Origin of the sequence: Nonomuraea sp. NPDC050394 (genome assembly GCF_044459065.1) — a bacterium.
Classification (GTDB): domain Bacteria; phylum Actinomycetota; class Actinomycetes; order Streptosporangiales; family Streptosporangiaceae; genus Nonomuraea.
On sequence record NZ_JBITIO010000002.1, the window covers coordinates 219455 to 235164 of the forward strand.

A 15710-nucleotide genomic window follows, 5' to 3' on the forward strand; every position below is an offset into this window, starting at 1 on the left:
CATGGACCTCCTGACTCCCCTCACCCTGGCCCTCACCGCCTGGCTGGCCGCGGTCGTGGCCAGGCGCGCGCTCGGCATCCCGGTCGGCTGGCCCCGCACGATCGCCGTCGGCCTGTTCGTGACCAGCGCCATCGGCTCGGCCGTCACGTCGTTCGCCGAGTTCGCCGGGATCGTCGCCGACGGCCGGATCATGGTCTCGATGCCGGCCGCGTACCTCGTCCTCAGCCTGGTGATCGCGTGGGTGTTCGTCCTCGGCCTCACCGCCCTCGTGGTGCTGGAGGTGGTCGTCCCCACCGGCACGCTGCCGTCCCCGCTCGACCTGCTCAAGGGCTGGCGGGCCCGCCGCCGCCGGGCCCGCCGCTACGCGCAGATCATGAAGATCGCGGTACGGCACGGCCTCGGCGGCTACCTGCGCGGCAGGCGCAGAACCGACCCCTACCACGGCGACACGAAACTCGCCCGTTCCCTGAAGGCGGCGCTCAACGAGGGCGGCGTCACCTTCGTCAAGCTCGGGCAGATGCTCTCCACCCGCCGCGACCTGATCCCCGGGCAGTTCGCCGACCAGCTCGCCACCCTGCAGACCAGGGCGGAACCCGAGCCGTGGCCCGCGATCGAGGCGGCCATCGGGGCGGCGCTCGGCAGGCCCGTGGCCGAGGTGTTCGCCTCCGTCGACCCCGAGCCGATGGCCGCCGCCTCCGTCGCCCAGGTGCACGCGGCGCGGCTGCTCGACGGCCGCGAGGTCGTACTCAAGGTGCAGCGGCCGCGCGCCCGCGCCCAGGTCGCCTCCGACATGGAGATCATCCTCAGGCTCAGCCGCAGGCTGGAGCGCAGCACGCCGTGGGGGCGCTCGCTGCGGGTGTTCACGCTGGCGAAGGGGTTCGCCGCCTCGCTGGAGGAGGAACTCGACTACACCGTCGAACTCGACAACCTGCGCACCGTGTCGGCCACGCTCGACGGCGGCATCGCGGTGCCCCAGGTCGTCGAGGAACACTCCAGCGGCACGCTGCTCGTCATGACCCGCCTGCGCGGCACTCCCGTCGGCGCCGCCGCACCCGTGCTGGCCGCCCTGGGCCGCGAACGCCGCGCCCAGATCGCGCACCAGCTGCTCAGCGAGGTGCTCAGGCAGCAGGTGCGCACCGGCGTCTTCCACGCCGACCTGCACCCCGGCAACGTCCTGGTCGACGAGGACGGCGGGCTCGGCCTGCTCGACTTCGGCTCCGTCGGCCGGCTCGACGACTCCACGCGGCGGGCGCTCGGCATGTTGCTGCTGGCCGTGGACCGGGATGACGCGATCGCCGCCACCGACGCCCTGATCGAGTTGCTCGACCGTCCGCGCGGCCTGGCCGAACGGGACCTGGAGCGGCAGATCGGGCAGCTCATGGTCCGCTACCGGACCGGAACCGGGCGCGGCGGGTCGAGCGGCATGTTCGGCAGCCTGCTCAGGGTGGTGCACGACAACGGCTTCGCCGTACCGCCGCAGATCGCGGCCGCCTTCCGCGCGCTGGCCGCGCTCGACGGGACCCTCGCGCTGATCAGCCCCGACGTCGACATGGTCGGGGCGGCCCGCGAACAGGGCCGCGCGCTGATGCGCGAGGCCGTCGAGCCCGGCCGGGTCAAGGCCGACCTGGAGGAACGGCTGGCCGGCTACCTGCCGGTCCTCCAGCGGCTGCCGCGGCGCATCAACCACGTCGTCGAGGACCTGGAGCACGGCAGGCTCTCGCTCAACGTACGGCCGCTGGCCGACGACGGGGACCGGCGGTTCCTGACCGGGCTGGTGCAGCAGATCGTGATCGCGGTGCTGGCGGGCAGTGCGACACTGGGCGCGATCATGCTGATCACGGCGGACATCGGGCCGATGATCACGCCGAACATCCGGTTGCTGGCGGTGGCCGGGGGTGCGTTGTTGCTGATCGGGTTCATCCTGGCGCTGCGGTCGCTGGCCCTGGTCTTCAACCCGAGATCCGATTAGGCGGGGCGTCCGCCCGCGCTCTCCGCGGCGATCGCGGCCGGGCGCTCATCGCGATCGCGTCCAGATCGATCATCCCGAGGTCCTCCGGACGACGGGGTGCAGGCCGCCGCGGACCGCAGAGCAGCCCGGCCCTTTGCCTCGCCTGAAGACTTTCGATGACACGCCGACGTGCAGCGGTTCAAGATAGGTGGACATCTTCAGACGGCAGGAGCCAGTCATGCCTGGAACCATGTCCGCTCTCGACCGCATCCGGCCCCTTCAGGAACTCGCCGTCGAGCTGGCGGGGGTCTCGGGGGAAGAGGCAACTCCGCTCACGTCGCTGGCGGGCCGGCTGGAGACTTCCCAGAGCCGGGTGGAGGAGATCTTCACCGGGCAAGCTCCACCCAACCCTGTCGAACTTACGTTGGTGCTGGTCACGCTCGACCCACTCATCACAGGGGCGGAGATCGCCGCTTGGCAGACCTGCTTGCAGTTCGCCGGCGCGCTGATGAGCCCTACCGGCTATCGGGGCGATCCGGTGAAAGAGGTTCTGCGCATCTTGCATCCCTTGGAGGACCTGGCCAACGCACGGGGAGCGGGGCCCTCCCGGCGGGAGGTGTCCCTGCTCCGGCCCGACGCGGGCCTTCCGGACCTGCCGGATCTCGAGCTTTATCTGCGGCGAACGTTGGAGCCCGGCCGGCGGCGTGCGCCGTGGCGCATGGCTTACGGCTTCGCGCGTCAGCTCCTGCGGACGACCGGCGGGCCCGTCGAGGACGGTGTTCCAGCGCTACGGGAGTCTTGGGTAGATCCCCGCTCACCGATCCCTTCGCCACCCGACGACGAGCCTCCTGTCCCGTCCCGGTACCACAGAAGCGCGCACGCCGTTGTCGCGGCCGACGAGGTACGGATGCGCTTCAACATCGCTCAGCAGGCGGCGCTGCGTGATCATGCGGCCGAGGAGGAGCCGCAGGCGCACGTTCTTACGATCTTCCTCAGCCATGAGCACCGGCAGGAGCACGTCGAGTCAGCGGTGACCGAGTGGCTGACCGCGCAAGGCGCAGAGGTCGTCTACGAAGGCATTCCGATCATCGGATCCCTCTGGAAGACCTTCTTGACCCGGGCGAAGAAGGATGCCGGGGATCATCTCGACGACGGCATGACGCTCGCCGCCCGCGCCGCGGGACTGTACGGGCTCGACACTCGCCAAGCCGAGGTGAACGTCCAGGAAGCCGAAGCCTTCGCCAAGGTGATGGAGGCCATCGCGGACATGGACTCGGCGATCATCCACCACGGGACGCTGCTCGTGGTCAAGTACAGCGGGTCGGTGGTACGCCGTGAGCTGAGCCAGCTGGAAGTGGAAGCGCTGCGTCGGAACCCGGCCCTGACCGCGCGCCCGGACATCATCTTGACCGAGCTGCAGCGCCACGCGGAGTCGCCGGCGGTCAAGGACGAGGTACAGCCGTCTCACCCCAGCGCGGGCTAGCGATCCGCCGAAGCTGATCGACTGCCGGCGCTCGCGCGCCATCTCGGTGAGCAGACCGGTGTTGTGGCGCCGGCCAAACCCTTCCGCGTCCCAAGATCCAACGACTCGTTAGGGAAGCGGCACCTAACGCCAGGGCATGTGCTGCAGGCACCAGGTGTTGCCGTCGGGGTCGGCGAAGTACGCGTAGAGCACTCCGCCGAGGTCCTCGACTTCGCTGATCTCGACGCCGCGTTCGGCGAGTTCGGCGCGGGACGCCTCGATGTCGGCGACCACCAGGTGCAGACCGCGCAGTGTTCCCGGAGACATGTCGAGGGTGGGGAGACCTTCGGCGAGGGTGATCGAGCAGGCCGAACCGGGTGGGGTGAGCTGGACGATGCGGATACCGGGCTTCGGGTTGACGTCGACGTCGAGGCGGAACCCGAGCTGGTCCCGGTAGAAGGATTTGGCCCGTTCGACATCGGTGACCGGCACCGGCACCAGCTCCAGCAACAGCGTGCCGGGCGGCACGGGTGGGTTGCCGGAAGCCTGGGGGATCTCGTTGGCGGGGGCGGGCGTGCCGGTCATGGATGGCGCCTTTCGTGGATGAGGGTGGTGAGCAGGCTGGCAAGACAGTCGTATCCTTCGCCGGCTCCGAGTTCCATCTCGGCGCCGGCCGGGCCGGTGGAGACGAACCGCCAGGCACCGCCGGGGCGCAGGCCGACCCCACAGACGGTAGGCCGCCGGCCGCGGGCGCGGCCGCGACTGAGCAGGCCGGACGTCGCGTCCGGCGTACCGCTTGCCACCATGTCGATAACCCTCCGGTTCAATAACCTGGTGGTTTTATATGTGCCGGAGTCCGGGTCTGTCAAGATCGCGAACGCTCTGGGGACACCATGGGAAGGGTCTTCCCGCAACCCGGCCGCGCGGCCAGAAGACGAGGCGGGGGACGCAGCGGCGTGACGGGGGCCAGTATCGACGGAGGGCCGGAGTTGGCGCGGGGGTTCCAGCTCCCGAATGTGGCGCTGACTGATGGCAGGGGCGGGCGGTGGCTGGTCCGGAGGGTCGGAATGGGAGTGTCGAGGGCGGGAAATGGTCGGAAATGCGAATCCGATTAACTTTCACTTTTAAAGTACGCCGCCATAACCAGGTGAATGCGGAAAATAACGTTACAGTTACGGATAGTTGTGGTTCGCACCATATTGAGGTGAAACGGTTGTGGCCCCAACGCGGTGATGTAAGACTCCAAAGCGAGCGATCGGCCGAGCCGGGGCCCGTCGAGCGCTCGTCACCCGGAGCCGTCAGGGAGGTGAACATCACGACCGGAATGAGATTCCGGCCGAAAAGTGGGGTCAGTTAAATGACGTTGAATCCGCGCCTGGTCAAGGAAAGTTTCTCCGTCGTCGAACCGGTGGCCGACAAAGCCGCCGCCTACTTCTACGGCCGGCTGTTCGCCGAGAGCCCGCACCTGCGAGGGATGTTCCCGCCGGCCATGGACATCCAGCGCGACCGGCTCTTCACCGCCCTCACCCGCATCGTGTGGAGCCTGGACAGTCCCGGCAGCCTGGCCTCCTATCTCGGCCAGCTCGGCCGCGACCACCGCAAGTACGGCGTGATGGCCGAGCACTACACCGCCGTCGGCAACGCGCTCCTGGCCACGATCAGGCGGTTCGCCGCCGACGTGTGGAACACCGAGATCGAGGCGGCCTGGGTCGCCGCCTACACCGCCGCCGCCAACCTCATGATCGAATCGGCTTCCGCCGACGCCGGGGTCTCGCCCGCGTGGTGGCTGGCCGAGGTGATCGACCACGAACGCCGGGCCCCGGACATCGCCGTCCTCACACTCCGGCCGACGCAACGCCTGCCGTACACGGCGGGACAGTATGTGAACGTCCAGACGGCGCGATGGCCGCGCGTCTGGCGGACCTTCTCCATCGCCAACGCCCCGCGCGCCGACAACACCCTGCGCCTGCACGTACGCGCGGTGCCCGGCGGCTGGGTCTCGACCACGCTGATCCGGCACACGCGCATCGGCGACACCGTCATGCTCGGCCCGCCCATGGGCACGATGGCGGCCGAGGAGCGCAGCGCGCGCGACATGCTGTGCGTGGCGGGCGGCACCGGGCTGGCGCCGATCAAGGCGATCATCGAGCACGTCATCGCCTCGGGCCGGCGTCCCAACATCCATCTGCTGTACGGCGCGCGTACCGCGGAGGAGCTCTACGACCTGCCGGATCTGATCAGGATGGAGTCGTCGTTCCCGTGGCTGCGCGTGCTGCCCGTAGTCTCCGACCAGCCGGCGTGGGACGGCATGCGCGGCCACCTGCCGGAGGTGACCCAGCGCTTCCACACCTGGTCCGAGCACGACGTCTACGTCTGCGGCCCGCCCGCGATGGTCAACGAGACCGTGCGCCGCCTGCAGATCGGCGGCGTCCCGCTGTCGCGCATCCACCGCGACGTCGCGCAGTCGGAGCGGTGAGCGCCTAACGGAAGAACGCCGCCGTCTCCTCGTCGTTGGGCCAGAACGTCTCGATGGCCAGCTCCGACACCGTCACCTCCACGGGCGTGCCGAACGTCGCGATCGTGGTGAACATCGACAGCACGCGCTCGCCGTGCCGCACCCGCAGCGGCAGCAGGATGTCGGCCGGGCTGGGCACGACGGCGACGTTCAGCTCGACGCCCGGGTAGGTGTAGGCGGCCAGTTCGTCGTGCAGTTCGGCCAGGCGGCCGTCGCCGCTGGTCTCCGCCTGGCGGCGCAGCCGGTGCAGCAGGTGGGCGCGTACCTCGGGCAGGTTGAGCAGGCGCCCGCCCATCGCCTCCGGGTGCAGCGACAGCCGCATGATGTTGATCGGGTCCTTCAGCAGGTGGTCGGGCACGCCGTCCATGAACATCCCGGCCGCCTCGTTGGCGGCCACGAGGTTCCACGCCGCGTCGACGACGACCGCCGGGTACGGCTGGTGCCCGGCCAGGATCTTGTCCAGGGCCCGCCGTACCGCGTCCATCTCGGGGGCGGTGACGTCGCGCTCGCGAAAGACCGGCGCGAACCCGGCGGCGACCAGCAGCCGGTTGCGGTGCCGCAGCGGGATCTCCAGCTCCTCGGCCAGTTTCATCACCATCTCGCGGCTCGGCCGGGCCCGGCCGGTCTCCAGGAAGCTGACGTGCCGGGCCGACACCTCGGCCTCGATGGCGAGGTCGAGCTGGCTGACGCGGCGCCGCTGGCGCCAGGATCTCAGCAGGTCACCAAAGGACTCTTCATGCATAGCAAGCGCTTCCATAACCCGGAATCTACCGAGCGTGGGGAAGTATCACGATTACCTGGCGGGTAAGCGAACGACCTTCGGTACAAATCCCGCAGTCACCGGCGGTACCTGCCATGCCGTGACACGATGGCCGAGAAGCGAACATGCGAACGATGGGAGCTCCGACATGAGTGAGGCCATACTCGCGATCGGCACCCGCAAGGGCCTGTTCCTCGCGCGATCCGGCGATGGCGGCCCGTTCGAGGTCGGCCCGATCCACTTCTCGACGGTCGCCGTGCCCGCCGTGGCGATCGACACCCGCGGCGCCACGCCCCGCCTGCTCGCCGGCATCGAGTACGGCCACTTCGGCCCGTCGGTCATGTACTCCGACGACCTCGGCCAGACCTGGCAGGAGGCCGACCGCGCGCCGATCGCCTTTCCCGAGGACAGCGGCGCCACGCTGGAGCGGGTCTGGCAGTTGCTGCCCTCGCCCTCCGAGCCCGACGTGGTCTGGGCCGGGGTGGAGCCGGGCGCGCTGTTCCGCTCGGAGGACGGCGGCGTCACCTACGAACTCGTCGAGGGCCTGTGGCGGCACCCGCACCGCGAGCAGTGGCAGCCCGGCGGCGGCGGGCTGTGCCTGCACACGATCCTGAACCACCCGACCGACCCGAAGATCCTCGGCGTCGCCATCTCCACCGGCGGCTTCTACCGCTCCACCGACGGCGGCGCCTCGTGGGAGGCGGCCAACCAGGGCATCCGCGCGCCGTTCATGCCGGAGGGCCAGCAGTACCCGGAGTTCGGGCAGTGCGTGCACAAGGTGACCTTCCACCCCGCGCGCCCGGAACGCCTGTTCCTGCAGCACCACTTCGGCGTCTACCGCAGCGACGACTTCGGCTCGTCCTGGAAGGACATCGGCTCGCCGCTGCCCTCCGACTTCGGCTTCCCGATCGTGGTGGACCCGGCGCGGCCCGACACCGTCTACGTGCTGCCGCTGCAGGCCGACATGGACCGCACCCCGGTCGAGCACCGCTACCGCGTCTACCGCAGCGACGACGCCGGGGACACCTGGCGCCCCCTCGGCGAGGGCCTGCCCGAACCACCCGTCTACGCCACCGTCCTGCGCGACGCGATGACCGCGTCGGAGGCGAGCGTCTTCTTCGGCACCCGCGACGGTTGCGTGTACGGCTCGCGCGACGGCGGCGAGAGCTGGGCGCAGATCGCCGGGCACCTGCCGGATGTCCAGACCGTCCGGGCGGCGGTGCTCTAGGCGATGGCCAGGCCCGTCACCATGGTGGTGTTCGTGCTTCCCAGTGCCTTCCAGCGGTGGGTCAGCGGGCAGAGCGAGGTGAAGGTCTTCGCCGTCGGCGCCGACCCGGAGACCCCGCCGACGCTCGGCTCGGCGCTCGACACGCTGCGCCGCGTCCACCCGTCGCTGGAGGAACGGCTGCGCGACGAGTACGGCAGCATCCGCCGCCACATCAACATGATCGTGTGCGGCGAGAACGGCCACGGCGTCGGCCGTCTCGACTGCGAACTCCCACCGGGCGCCGAGGTCTACGTCCTGCCCGCCCTCTGACGGCCGCGGCGCCCGCGCTCGCGCGGGCGCCGGTCATCAGAGCTTCTCGGCGAGCGACTCCATGAACGCCGGCCAGGCGCGCCCGCCGGTGTCCACGCCGAAGCGCACCATCACCAGCTTCTTGTCCGGCACCACGTAGATGACCTGCCCGTAGCGGCCGGAGGCGATCCTGGCCTCACCGCGGGCCCACCAGAACAACTGGTAGCCGTCGGCCCAGCCGTTCGGGGCGGCCACCGGCGTGTTGGGCTCGTTGATCCATTCGGCGGGCACGAGCTGCCGGCCGTTCCACCTGCCCTGCTCGGCCACGAGCATGCCGAGCTTGGCGAAGTCGACGGCGCGGCCGTTGACGCCGCTCTCCATCTTCTCGAAGCCGTCGGAGGAGTCCAGGCTCCACGAGCCGTCGGCCTCCATCCCGAGCGGACGCCAGAGCTTCTGCTCCAGGTAGGTGGCGACCGGCACCTTCGTCGTACGCTCCAGCGCCAGCCCGACCAGCAGCGGATTGAAGTTGTTGTAGCGGAAGCCCTGGCCGGGATCGCTCTCCACGCCGGAGTCGTCGATGGCCAGACCGCGCAGGTCGGGACTGTAGTAGGTGCTGGTGTCGTCGCTGAACGGCGTGCCCTCGTCGTCGTAGCGCAGCCCGGAGCGCATGCCCATCAGGTGCCGCAGCGTGATCTTCTCGAAGCGCGGGTCGCGCTCGCGCAGCTCCGGCACGTACGTGGTGATCGGGTCGTCCACCGACCGGATCTTCCCCTCGCCCACGGCCACGCCCACCAGCAGCGACAGCACCGACTTGGCCACCGACATCGAGGTCAGCGTGGAGTCGCGGCGGGTGCCGTTGAAGTAGCCCTCGTACAGCAGCTTGCCGTCGCGCACCACGACGAACGCGGTCGTCTGGCCCGCCGCCAGCGCCTGCTCATCCAGGCCGGGGATCGCCTGCGGCTGCTTGGGCAGCGGCGCCGGGGTGCCCGTGGCCACCTTGCGGAACGGGAAGCGCTGCCAGTCACCGACGTCCGAGTCACCCCAGAAGAAGGCCCTGGCCAGTTGCGAACGGCCGGTGCTGGCCCACAGGCCACCGTAGGCAGCGGCGGCGACCAGCACCAGAACTCCGAGGATGATCAGCAGGCGGCGCACACGCCCATTGTTGGTGCGCCGCCCGCTGACGTAAACCCTTACTCCGCCGGAGGTGCAGGGGTCAGACCTTGCGCCAGCCGGGGACCCAGGCGCCGTCCTCGACCACGTAGTCGCCGAACAGCGCCGGCGCCTCCTTCTTCATCAGCTCGCCGATGCGCTGGAAGAGCATGCGGATCTCCTCCTCCGCGCCGACCGCCGTGCGCGCCTCGATGGTGTGGCGCAGTGTGCGCACGTTGGCCGTCCACACCAGGCCGGTGGCCACGCCCTCGGGGGCGAAGCGCCGCATGAAGGAGGTGCGGTGCTTCTTCTCCGAGAACGGCACGCCCTCCTCGTCGAGGCCGAAGTGCCCGGCCATCCACCCCTGGAACTCCTCCAGCTGCTCCAGCACCGCACCGGCCCGCTTCATCAGCTCGGGGTCCTCACGGGCCCAGTCGGGGAACCAGAAGGGCAGCTCGGTCAGCCGGACGAAACGCAGCGACTCCTGCGAGATCGCCACGCCGGGCCGGTGGCGGACGAGTTCGTGCGTGAGCACGCGGCTGACGTTGTGGAGCACGAAGCTGAAGCTGACGTGCTCAAGGACCGAGCCGTGGGCGCTGGCCAGGATGTTCCGCAGGTACTCGGTCTGGTCCTTGCGGATGCGTACCACGTTGGGGTTGAGGCCGGGCTCGAAGGAGCGGTAGCACAGCCGCCCGGCGAACTCGGCGAGGTTCTGGGCGTCGAGGTCGCCGCGGTCCAGCCGTTCCAGCCACGCCGTGCCGCCCACCTCACCGAGATAGCGGGCCAGCTCGTCGTAGTCGAGTTCGGGACGGGCGACGATAAAGACCTCTGGTTCGACGGCGTGCATGGCAGCCCCCCGGCTTGGCGATGTGACGGCCCTAGCAAACCAGGTCCGGGGGTCGGTTCGCGACTTGCCCGCCGTACCTCCGGGAGATGGGGTACGGCGGGCGGCCGGAAGGGTGTCAGCAGCGGCCGGCGGGCCGCTCGCGGTAGACCAGATCGGTGTCTCCGGCGGAGCCGTCGATCCAGGCCGTGAGCGCGCCGTCACCGGAGGTGTTGGCGAACTGGTCACCCCTGTTGCAGGAGAAGCGGGTCAGGGGCCCGCCCGCGAGGGGCAGCTGGAACAACTTGGGCAGGTTGGCGTTGGTGAGCGTGCCGTCGCCGTGCGGGTTGACGCCGACGGTGACGATGTCGTCGTTGGCGTCGATGGTGCTGGGCAGCAGCGCCTTCGGCCCGTCGGGCACCAGCCAGGTCAGGCCGGTGCCGTCGTGGTTGGCCCGCACCAGCCCGTAGACGTTGTCGGCGTCGGCGTCCGCGTACCACACGAGGTGCTTGGAGGTGAGCACGGGCGGGGCCGAGGACGACGGCTCCTGGCCCGTTGAGGGCACCTCGGGCAGCAGCGTCTCGGTGCCGGTGGCCACGTCGTACACGGCGGGCGCGGTGTGCGTCTTCCCGCCTGCGCTCCAGACCCGCAGGTAGGACAGCTTGCCGCCCTTCAGCGCGGGCTGGACGCCGAGCACGCCGGCGGCCGCGGTGAGGTTGACCGGCGCGGCGGCGCCCTTCTTCAGCCATGTCTCGGTCTCGCCCGTGGCCGGGTCGAAGGACTCCCAGGCGACGGCGTCACCGGAGGCGGTCACCACGCCGAGGGGCGTGGACACCTCGGCGACGACCTGCTCGGGCGCGCTGCCGTCCAGCGGCCGGGTGACGATCCGGTACGTGCCGGTGCCGGCGTCGAATCCCGCCCACACCGCCCGCCGGCCGTCGATGACCGGGCCGAAGTTCCAGTCGTCGTTCTGTGACAGCTTGACGGGCTTGCCGCCCCGGACACGGCCGGTGAGGATCGAGGTCGGCTCGGACGCGTCGGGCGAGGAGTTGCCGACCACGTACCGGTCGCCGGCCACGTCGGCGCGGGAGCCGCCGTCGCTGATGTTGTCGACCAGCACGCGGCTGTCGGTGCGGATGCCGCGCTCCCAGCCGCGCCGGATGCCGTGGCGCTCGAAGGCCAGGGCGATCGTCACCCGGTCGTGCAGCGACACCCCGAGCGCGCGGGCGGCGGACTCGACGGCGCGTCGGCCGTCGGCGAAGTCGTCGATGGGCGTCATGTACTCCGTCAGCGCCTTGTAGACGACCTTGTCGGCCTTCGCTCCGAGCTTCTCGCGGATGTCCCAGAGCGCGCCGGAGAAAATCGTGGAGTTCAGGTGGACGCCGCCGCCGTCGAGGCTGACGCCGACGCCGATCCAGTCCTTGGCGGCCGAGCGGCCGTCGTCGAGGTCGCGGATGGCGCACTCCCCGGGCGGCAGCGTCTTGCACAGCCGGTCGCCGAGCAGGCTCGCGTCGGGGTGGCTCATCGGGACGCCGAGCGCGTCGACCTCGATGGCGTTGCCGAAGTAGTCGGCCAGGCCCTCGTTCATGGCGCCCGACTGGCCGAAGTAGGCGAGGTTCGCGCTGTTGGTGATGACGCCGTGGGTCATCTCGTGGCCGACGACGTCGAGGCCGGCGGCGAGGGAGTGGTAGGTGGGGCCGCCTCCGCCGTACACCATCTTGGTGCCGTCCCACAGGGCGTTCTCGAACGGTTCGCCGAAGAAGGTGACGTTGACGACGGACAGCATCGAGCCGCCCTTGCCGTCGAGCCCTTCCCGGCCGAGCCCGCGGTAGTACTCGTAGACCTTGCCGGTGCCCCAGTGAGCGTCGGCCGCGCCGCTCTCGGTGTGGCCGGGCCCGAAGACGGGCGTGGGCGACTCGGCCAGCTTCGCGCCGGGCGGGATGCCGGGCACGAGGTAGTCGAACAGGTCGCCCTTGTTCGCGTCGTAGGTGAGGATCTCGCCGCTCGTGCCGTTCCACATCGGGCGCGCGCGGTCGCGGGTCTCGTAGACGCCGTCGGCGCGCTGGTAGAGGTTCAGGGGTACGGCCCGGCCGTCCGAGGCGGTTCCGGAACCGGTGGCGGGGCCCTCCATCTGGATCCGGCTGATGGCCTGGAGCGGCTGGCCGGAGTGGGCGTCGATGTAGGCGTCGAAGGCGAGGAGCTTCTTCCTGGCCCGGTCGAGGCCGGTCATCGGGAGCTTCCAGGCCAGGCGGCCCTTGGTGCCGCGCGGGACGACGACGAGGCTGCCCTGGCCGGTCTTCACGGCGCGGCGGGCGAGCGGGTCGGTGACGAAGTGGGTCAGCGCGATCCGGCCGGCCGACTCGGCGGTCAGCTTGGGCGTGGTGTCCACGCTCAGCTCGGTGAGGAAGCGCCCGCCGGCGCCGGTGACCTGCCGGGCGGCGCCGCCGCCGCGGAAGTGCACGAGGTACTGGCCGCCGAGGACCGGCAGGCCGCGGTGTTTCTGGGCGAACCTGACGGTGGTGTCCCGGCCGTCGGTGACGGTCTGGATCGGGGTGAGGTCGGCGGGGTCGAGGTGGTAGCGGGCGTTCTTCAGGTGGTTCTTGGCCGCGGTCGCGAGGTCGCCTCCGGCTGCCGCTTCGGCCAGGCCGCTCACCTCGGCGGGGGCGTCGGTGCCGGCGCGGGGCTCGACGGCCGGCGGGTCGGCGGCGTGGGCCGGGGCCTGGACGGCCAGGGGGGTGGCTAACGCGAGCGAGAGGGCAAGAGCCGATGATGTGATGGGACGCCAGGACACGACACCTCCAGGTGTTGCGTAAGGGGTTCTGGCGTCTTGATCATCGCCTTGCCCTGACTGACCGGCGGGTCACGATTCAATATCACCAGTCAGGAAATTTCGCTTTTCTCCGGCCTCGCGTAGATGTGTGCGGGGGAGTTACGGCCCCATTGCCGTCGCGGGCCGCGGGGTGGCCGCCCGGTGATCGGGACGGTCACGATACGGACTCGGGCACGGCCGCAACCCCTCCCAAAAGGTTGTCCCTTCAAGTTTTCGGAGTTACAGTCTGACTCACCGTAATAACTTGAAGGGACAACCAATGGACGTGGTCCTCTGGATCCTCCAGATCCTGCTCGCCCTCGCCTTCGCCGCCATTGGCGTCGGCAAGATGGTCGTGGCGAAGGAGCGGGTCAGGGAGCGCATGCCGTACGTGGACGACTTCACCCAGGGACAGCTCCGGCTCGTCGGCCTCGTCGAGTTCCTCGGCGCGCTCGGCCTCGTGCTCCCCTGGGCCACCGGCATCGCGCCCATCCTCACGCCGCTGGCCGCCGCCGGCCTGGCGGTCACGATGGTCGTCGCGGCGGGCGTACATGTGCGGCGCAAGGAGAACTTCGCCATTAACCTGGTACTGCTGGCGGTGGCGGTCGTCATCGCCATCGGACGGTTCTGACGCTGGGAGTTCTTTGATCGAGGGCCTCGACGCCGACGAGCAGCGCGCCTGGCACGGACTCATGGCCGTGTTCCTGCTCGGCATTCCGCAGGTGGAGCGTACGTTCCGCGCGCATGGGCTGGTGCACATCGAGTACGGCTTCCTGTGCTCGCTGGAATCGGCCCCCAAGCGGCTGTCCGACCTGGCCGCGACCTCCAACGTGTCCATCAGCCGGTTGAGCCACCGGATCGGGAAGCTGGTGGAGCGGGGGTACGTGCGGCTGCGCCCCGACGAGCACGACGGCCGGGCCACGGTCGCCGAACTCACCGACACCGGCCGCGCCCTGATCGCCGAGATCGCCCCGGCCCACGCGAAGGCGCTGCGCGAGGTCCTGTTCGACCACCTGACCCGGGACCAGGTCAACGCGCTGGCCGAAGCCATGCAAACCGTCGGCGCCAACCTGGGCGCCTGCCTCGACCCCACCTGACCCCGGACACCCCGCCCGCCGCCACCCCCGGGCTCACACGCCGCCGGCTCACCTCATCGGGCATCTCGGCCTCGGCGGCCCGCGCGCCCGTCCACGAACCCGGCGGCGCCCGCATGACGGGTCGCCCGGCAGCACCCGCGGGGCGACCTACCCGGGATCCGCCCCGGCACCGGGTGACGATCCGCTCACACCCGCATGACCGCCCACACCCCGCGTGACACGCCGGCCGCCCCCTGCGTGACCGGCCGCTGAGTGCGCCCCAGTGATCGTCCGGCCGGGCGTACAGGCCCCTGGTGGACGGCCGGGATGGCGGTGCTCTGTGTGTCCGCCCATGGGTGCTGTTCGCGGGGGTCAGAGGCGGTAGACACGGCGGGCGTTGCCGGAGCCGATCATGTGGGCGATGCGGGCGCAGTCGGTGGGGTTCCACTCGCCGTCGTCCAGGCGGGCGCGCAGGGTGCGGGCCAGGCCGTGGCGGAAGTAGAGGGCGCCCAGGTGACAGGTCTCGGCGACGCCGTAGCAGTCGGAGGAGAACATCTGCTTGTGGAACGGCACCAGTTCCAGCAGTTCGGCCATCACCCTGGCCGAGCCGGCGGCGGTGTAGGTGAGGGCCAGGCCGACGTCCACGTAGACGTGCGGGAAGACGGCGGCCAGGTAGGCGGCCTGGCGGTGGTAGGGGTAGCAGTGGAGCAGGATGACCGGGACGCCGATCGGCTGCAGGGAGCGGATGAAGCCGGTCATCAGGGCCGGGTCGGCCCGGTCCAGGTCGAGGTCGGTGTCACCGTACCCCGTGTGGAACTGCAGGGGCAGGCCGCGCTCGCGGGCCACGTCGACGGCGGTCCAGAGCAGGTGGCGCAGCAGGATCGGGTCGGCCAGGCGCTGCTTCGGGTCGGACAGCCGGCGGTTGGCGGCGGCGATGACCGAGCCTCTGCTCGGGCGGGCGGGGTCGAAGTCGAGGCCGCACCGGTAGGCGACGATCGACTTCAGGCCCACGGCCCGGGCGGCGCGGGCGGCCAGCTCCTCGGCGAGGCTGTCCATGTAGTCGACCGCGATCTGGGCGGTTTCTGCCACGTCCTGTTCGATCTGTTCCAGGCGGACGATCTCGTCTGCGGCGGCGCCGCCGTGTCGTCCCATCTCGGCGGCCGACAGCAGGTCGGGGGCCTCCAGGCCCGTGTCCACCAGGAACGCCACGATGCCGGCCGCCTCCAGCAGCCTCCTGTTGACCTCGCCCGCGCCAAGCTCGGCGCGTCTGGCCAGGTAGACGGCGGGTGGGGCGTGGGGTTCCAGGTCGAGCACCGGCGCGCACCATCGGCGGATCGCGGCGCCGACGGGGGTGTCGAAGTGGGTGGTGCCGGGGGGCGCGGGGGTGCTGCCTTCGGTGATGAGCAGCTCGAACTGGGCCCTGCTGAGCTCGTCGCGCCTCACCCCGTGGCAGTGGTGGTCCACCAGGGGCGCCAGCAGCGCCTCGCGCACCGCGTCGGGAAGGTCTACGGGGAGCATGCGGGCGAGCCTAGGCGTTCGCGCCGGGCCACACGCCGCGATTACGCACTTGTCCCGGCGGCACCGCCCGGGGATGCCCCGATGCGCCCCGGAACGACTGTCCCATGTTCACCGAGGGCAGAGCCCGGGGACCG

14 protein-coding genes are annotated in these 15710 nt (G+C 70.5%); 7 read left to right on the forward strand and 7 right to left on the reverse strand.

Annotation, left to right across the window (positions count from 1 at the left end; genetic code table 11):
• Nucleotide 1 precedes the first annotated feature (1 nt).
• Together ACIBKY_RS09250 and ACIBKY_RS09255 are read left to right on the forward strand one after the other, a co-directional pair.
• Nucleotides 2–1969 carry an ABC1 kinase family protein gene (locus ACIBKY_RS09250; protein WP_397095769.1) on the forward strand — a complete coding sequence of 656 codons (1968 nt, stop codon included), beginning with the start codon at nucleotides 2–4 and terminating at the stop codon, nucleotides 1967–1969.
• Nucleotides 1970–2186: 217 nt separating this feature from the next.
• Nucleotides 2187–3431 carry a hypothetical protein gene (locus ACIBKY_RS09255; RefSeq protein ID WP_397095771.1) on the forward strand — a complete coding sequence of 415 codons (1245 nt, stop codon included), beginning with the start codon at nucleotides 2187–2189 and terminating at the stop codon, nucleotides 3429–3431.
• 123 nt (nucleotides 3432–3554) lie between these two features.
• Here the strand turns inward: ACIBKY_RS09255 and ACIBKY_RS09260 are convergent, their stop codons facing one another.
• Both ACIBKY_RS09260 and ACIBKY_RS09265 read right to left on the reverse strand, forming a co-directional pair.
• Entirely contained in the window at nucleotides 3555–3995 is a 441-nt protein-coding gene (locus ACIBKY_RS09260) for a VOC family protein (protein ID WP_397095773.1), read from the reverse strand.
• Nucleotides 3992–4279, reverse strand: a complete 288-nt coding sequence (locus ACIBKY_RS09265) for a hypothetical protein (protein WP_397095775.1) — start codon at nucleotides 4277–4279, stop codon at nucleotides 3992–3994. Before ACIBKY_RS09265 ends, ACIBKY_RS09260 begins: the two co-directional genes overlap by 4 nt.
• Nucleotides 4280–4767: 488 nt before the next feature.
• Here ACIBKY_RS09265 and ACIBKY_RS09270 point away from each other — a divergent pair, with 488 nt between their 5' ends.
• Entirely contained in the window at nucleotides 4768–5886 is a 1119-nt protein-coding gene (locus tag ACIBKY_RS09270; protein ID WP_397095777.1) for a globin domain-containing protein, read from the forward strand.
• 4 nt (nucleotides 5887–5890) lie between these two features.
• Here ACIBKY_RS09270 and ACIBKY_RS09275 read toward each other — a convergent pair whose 3' ends face one another.
• Nucleotides 5891–6667, reverse strand: a complete 777-nt coding sequence (locus ACIBKY_RS09275; protein WP_397095778.1) for a helix-turn-helix domain-containing protein — start codon at nucleotides 6665–6667, stop codon at nucleotides 5891–5893.
• Between the two features lie 166 nt (nucleotides 6668–6833).
• Between ACIBKY_RS09275 and ACIBKY_RS09280 the strand changes: the two genes are divergently transcribed.
• Both ACIBKY_RS09280 and ACIBKY_RS09285 read left to right on the forward strand, forming a co-directional pair.
• The gene (locus tag ACIBKY_RS09280; protein ID WP_397095780.1) at nucleotides 6834–7913 is read left to right on the forward strand and encodes a WD40/YVTN/BNR-like repeat-containing protein; all 1080 of its coding nucleotides are present in this window, start codon (nucleotides 6834–6836) and stop codon (nucleotides 7911–7913) included.
• A gap of 3 nt (nucleotides 7914–7916) precedes the next feature.
• A complete protein-coding gene (locus tag ACIBKY_RS09285; RefSeq protein WP_184963241.1) occupies nucleotides 7917–8222 on the forward strand; it encodes a molybdopterin synthase sulfur carrier subunit in 306 nt (101 codons plus the stop codon).
• Between the two features lie 36 nt (nucleotides 8223–8258).
• Here ACIBKY_RS09285 and ACIBKY_RS09290 read toward each other — a convergent pair whose 3' ends face one another.
• From ACIBKY_RS09290 to ACIBKY_RS09300, 3 genes are all read right to left on the reverse strand, one after another.
• Nucleotides 8259–9353, reverse strand: coding sequence for a serine hydrolase domain-containing protein (locus ACIBKY_RS09290; RefSeq protein ID WP_397095782.1), 1095 nt, complete (start codon nucleotides 9351–9353; stop codon nucleotides 8259–8261).
• A gap of 61 nt (nucleotides 9354–9414) precedes the next feature.
• Entirely contained in the window at nucleotides 9415–10197 is a 783-nt protein-coding gene (gene thyX, locus ACIBKY_RS09295; protein WP_397095783.1) for an FAD-dependent thymidylate synthase, read from the reverse strand.
• A gap of 115 nt (nucleotides 10198–10312) precedes the next feature.
• Entirely contained in the window at nucleotides 10313–12964 is a 2652-nt protein-coding gene (locus ACIBKY_RS09300; protein WP_397095785.1) for a M4 family metallopeptidase, read from the reverse strand.
• A 298-nt stretch (nucleotides 12965–13262) separates the two neighbouring features.
• Between ACIBKY_RS09300 and ACIBKY_RS09305 the strand changes: the two genes are divergently transcribed.
• Together ACIBKY_RS09305 and ACIBKY_RS09310 are read left to right on the forward strand one after the other, a co-directional pair.
• Nucleotides 13263–13613, forward strand: a complete 351-nt coding sequence (locus tag ACIBKY_RS09305) for a DoxX family protein (RefSeq protein WP_397095787.1) — start codon at nucleotides 13263–13265, stop codon at nucleotides 13611–13613.
• 13 nt (nucleotides 13614–13626) lie between these two features.
• Complete coding sequence (locus tag ACIBKY_RS09310; RefSeq protein ID WP_397095788.1) at nucleotides 13627–14079, forward strand: MarR family winged helix-turn-helix transcriptional regulator; 453 nt, start codon at nucleotides 13627–13629, stop codon at nucleotides 14077–14079.
• A 351-nt stretch (nucleotides 14080–14430) separates the two neighbouring features.
• Here ACIBKY_RS09310 and ACIBKY_RS09315 read toward each other — a convergent pair whose 3' ends face one another.
• On the reverse strand, nucleotides 14431–15576 hold the full coding sequence (locus ACIBKY_RS09315; protein WP_397095789.1) for an amidohydrolase family protein: 1146 nt from the start codon (nucleotides 15574–15576) through the stop codon (nucleotides 14431–14433).
• Nucleotides 15577–15710: the final 134 nt, after the last annotated feature.

Bases quoted from the DNA above. Each gene is read 5' to 3' on its own strand.
- ACIBKY_RS09285 (WP_184963241.1), top strand. From the start codon at position 7,917: ATGGCCAGGCCCGTCACCATGGTGGTGTTCGTGCTTCCCAGTGCCTTC.
- thyX (WP_397095783.1), bottom strand. From the start codon at position 10,197: ATGCACGCCGTCGAACCAGAGGTCTTTATCGTCGCCCGTCCCGAACTC.
- ACIBKY_RS09250 (WP_397095769.1), top strand. From the start codon at position 2: ATGGACCTCCTGACTCCCCTCACCCTGGCCCTCACCGCCTGGCTGGCC.
- ACIBKY_RS09315 (WP_397095789.1), bottom strand. From the start codon at position 15,576: ATGCTCCCCGTAGACCTTCCCGACGCGGTGCGCGAGGCGCTGCTGGCG.
- ACIBKY_RS09280 (WP_397095780.1), top strand. From the start codon at position 6,834: ATGAGTGAGGCCATACTCGCGATCGGCACCCGCAAGGGCCTGTTCCTC.
- ACIBKY_RS09270 (WP_397095777.1), top strand. From the start codon at position 4,768: ATGACGTTGAATCCGCGCCTGGTCAAGGAAAGTTTCTCCGTCGTCGAA.
- ACIBKY_RS09255 (WP_397095771.1), top strand. From the start codon at position 2,187: ATGCCTGGAACCATGTCCGCTCTCGACCGCATCCGGCCCCTTCAGGAA.
- ACIBKY_RS09305 (WP_397095787.1), top strand. From the start codon at position 13,263: ATGGACGTGGTCCTCTGGATCCTCCAGATCCTGCTCGCCCTCGCCTTC.
- ACIBKY_RS09275 (WP_397095778.1), bottom strand. From the start codon at position 6,667: ATGCATGAAGAGTCCTTTGGTGACCTGCTGAGATCCTGGCGCCAGCGG.
- ACIBKY_RS09260 (WP_397095773.1), bottom strand. From the start codon at position 3,995: ATGACCGGCACGCCCGCCCCCGCCAACGAGATCCCCCAGGCTTCCGGC.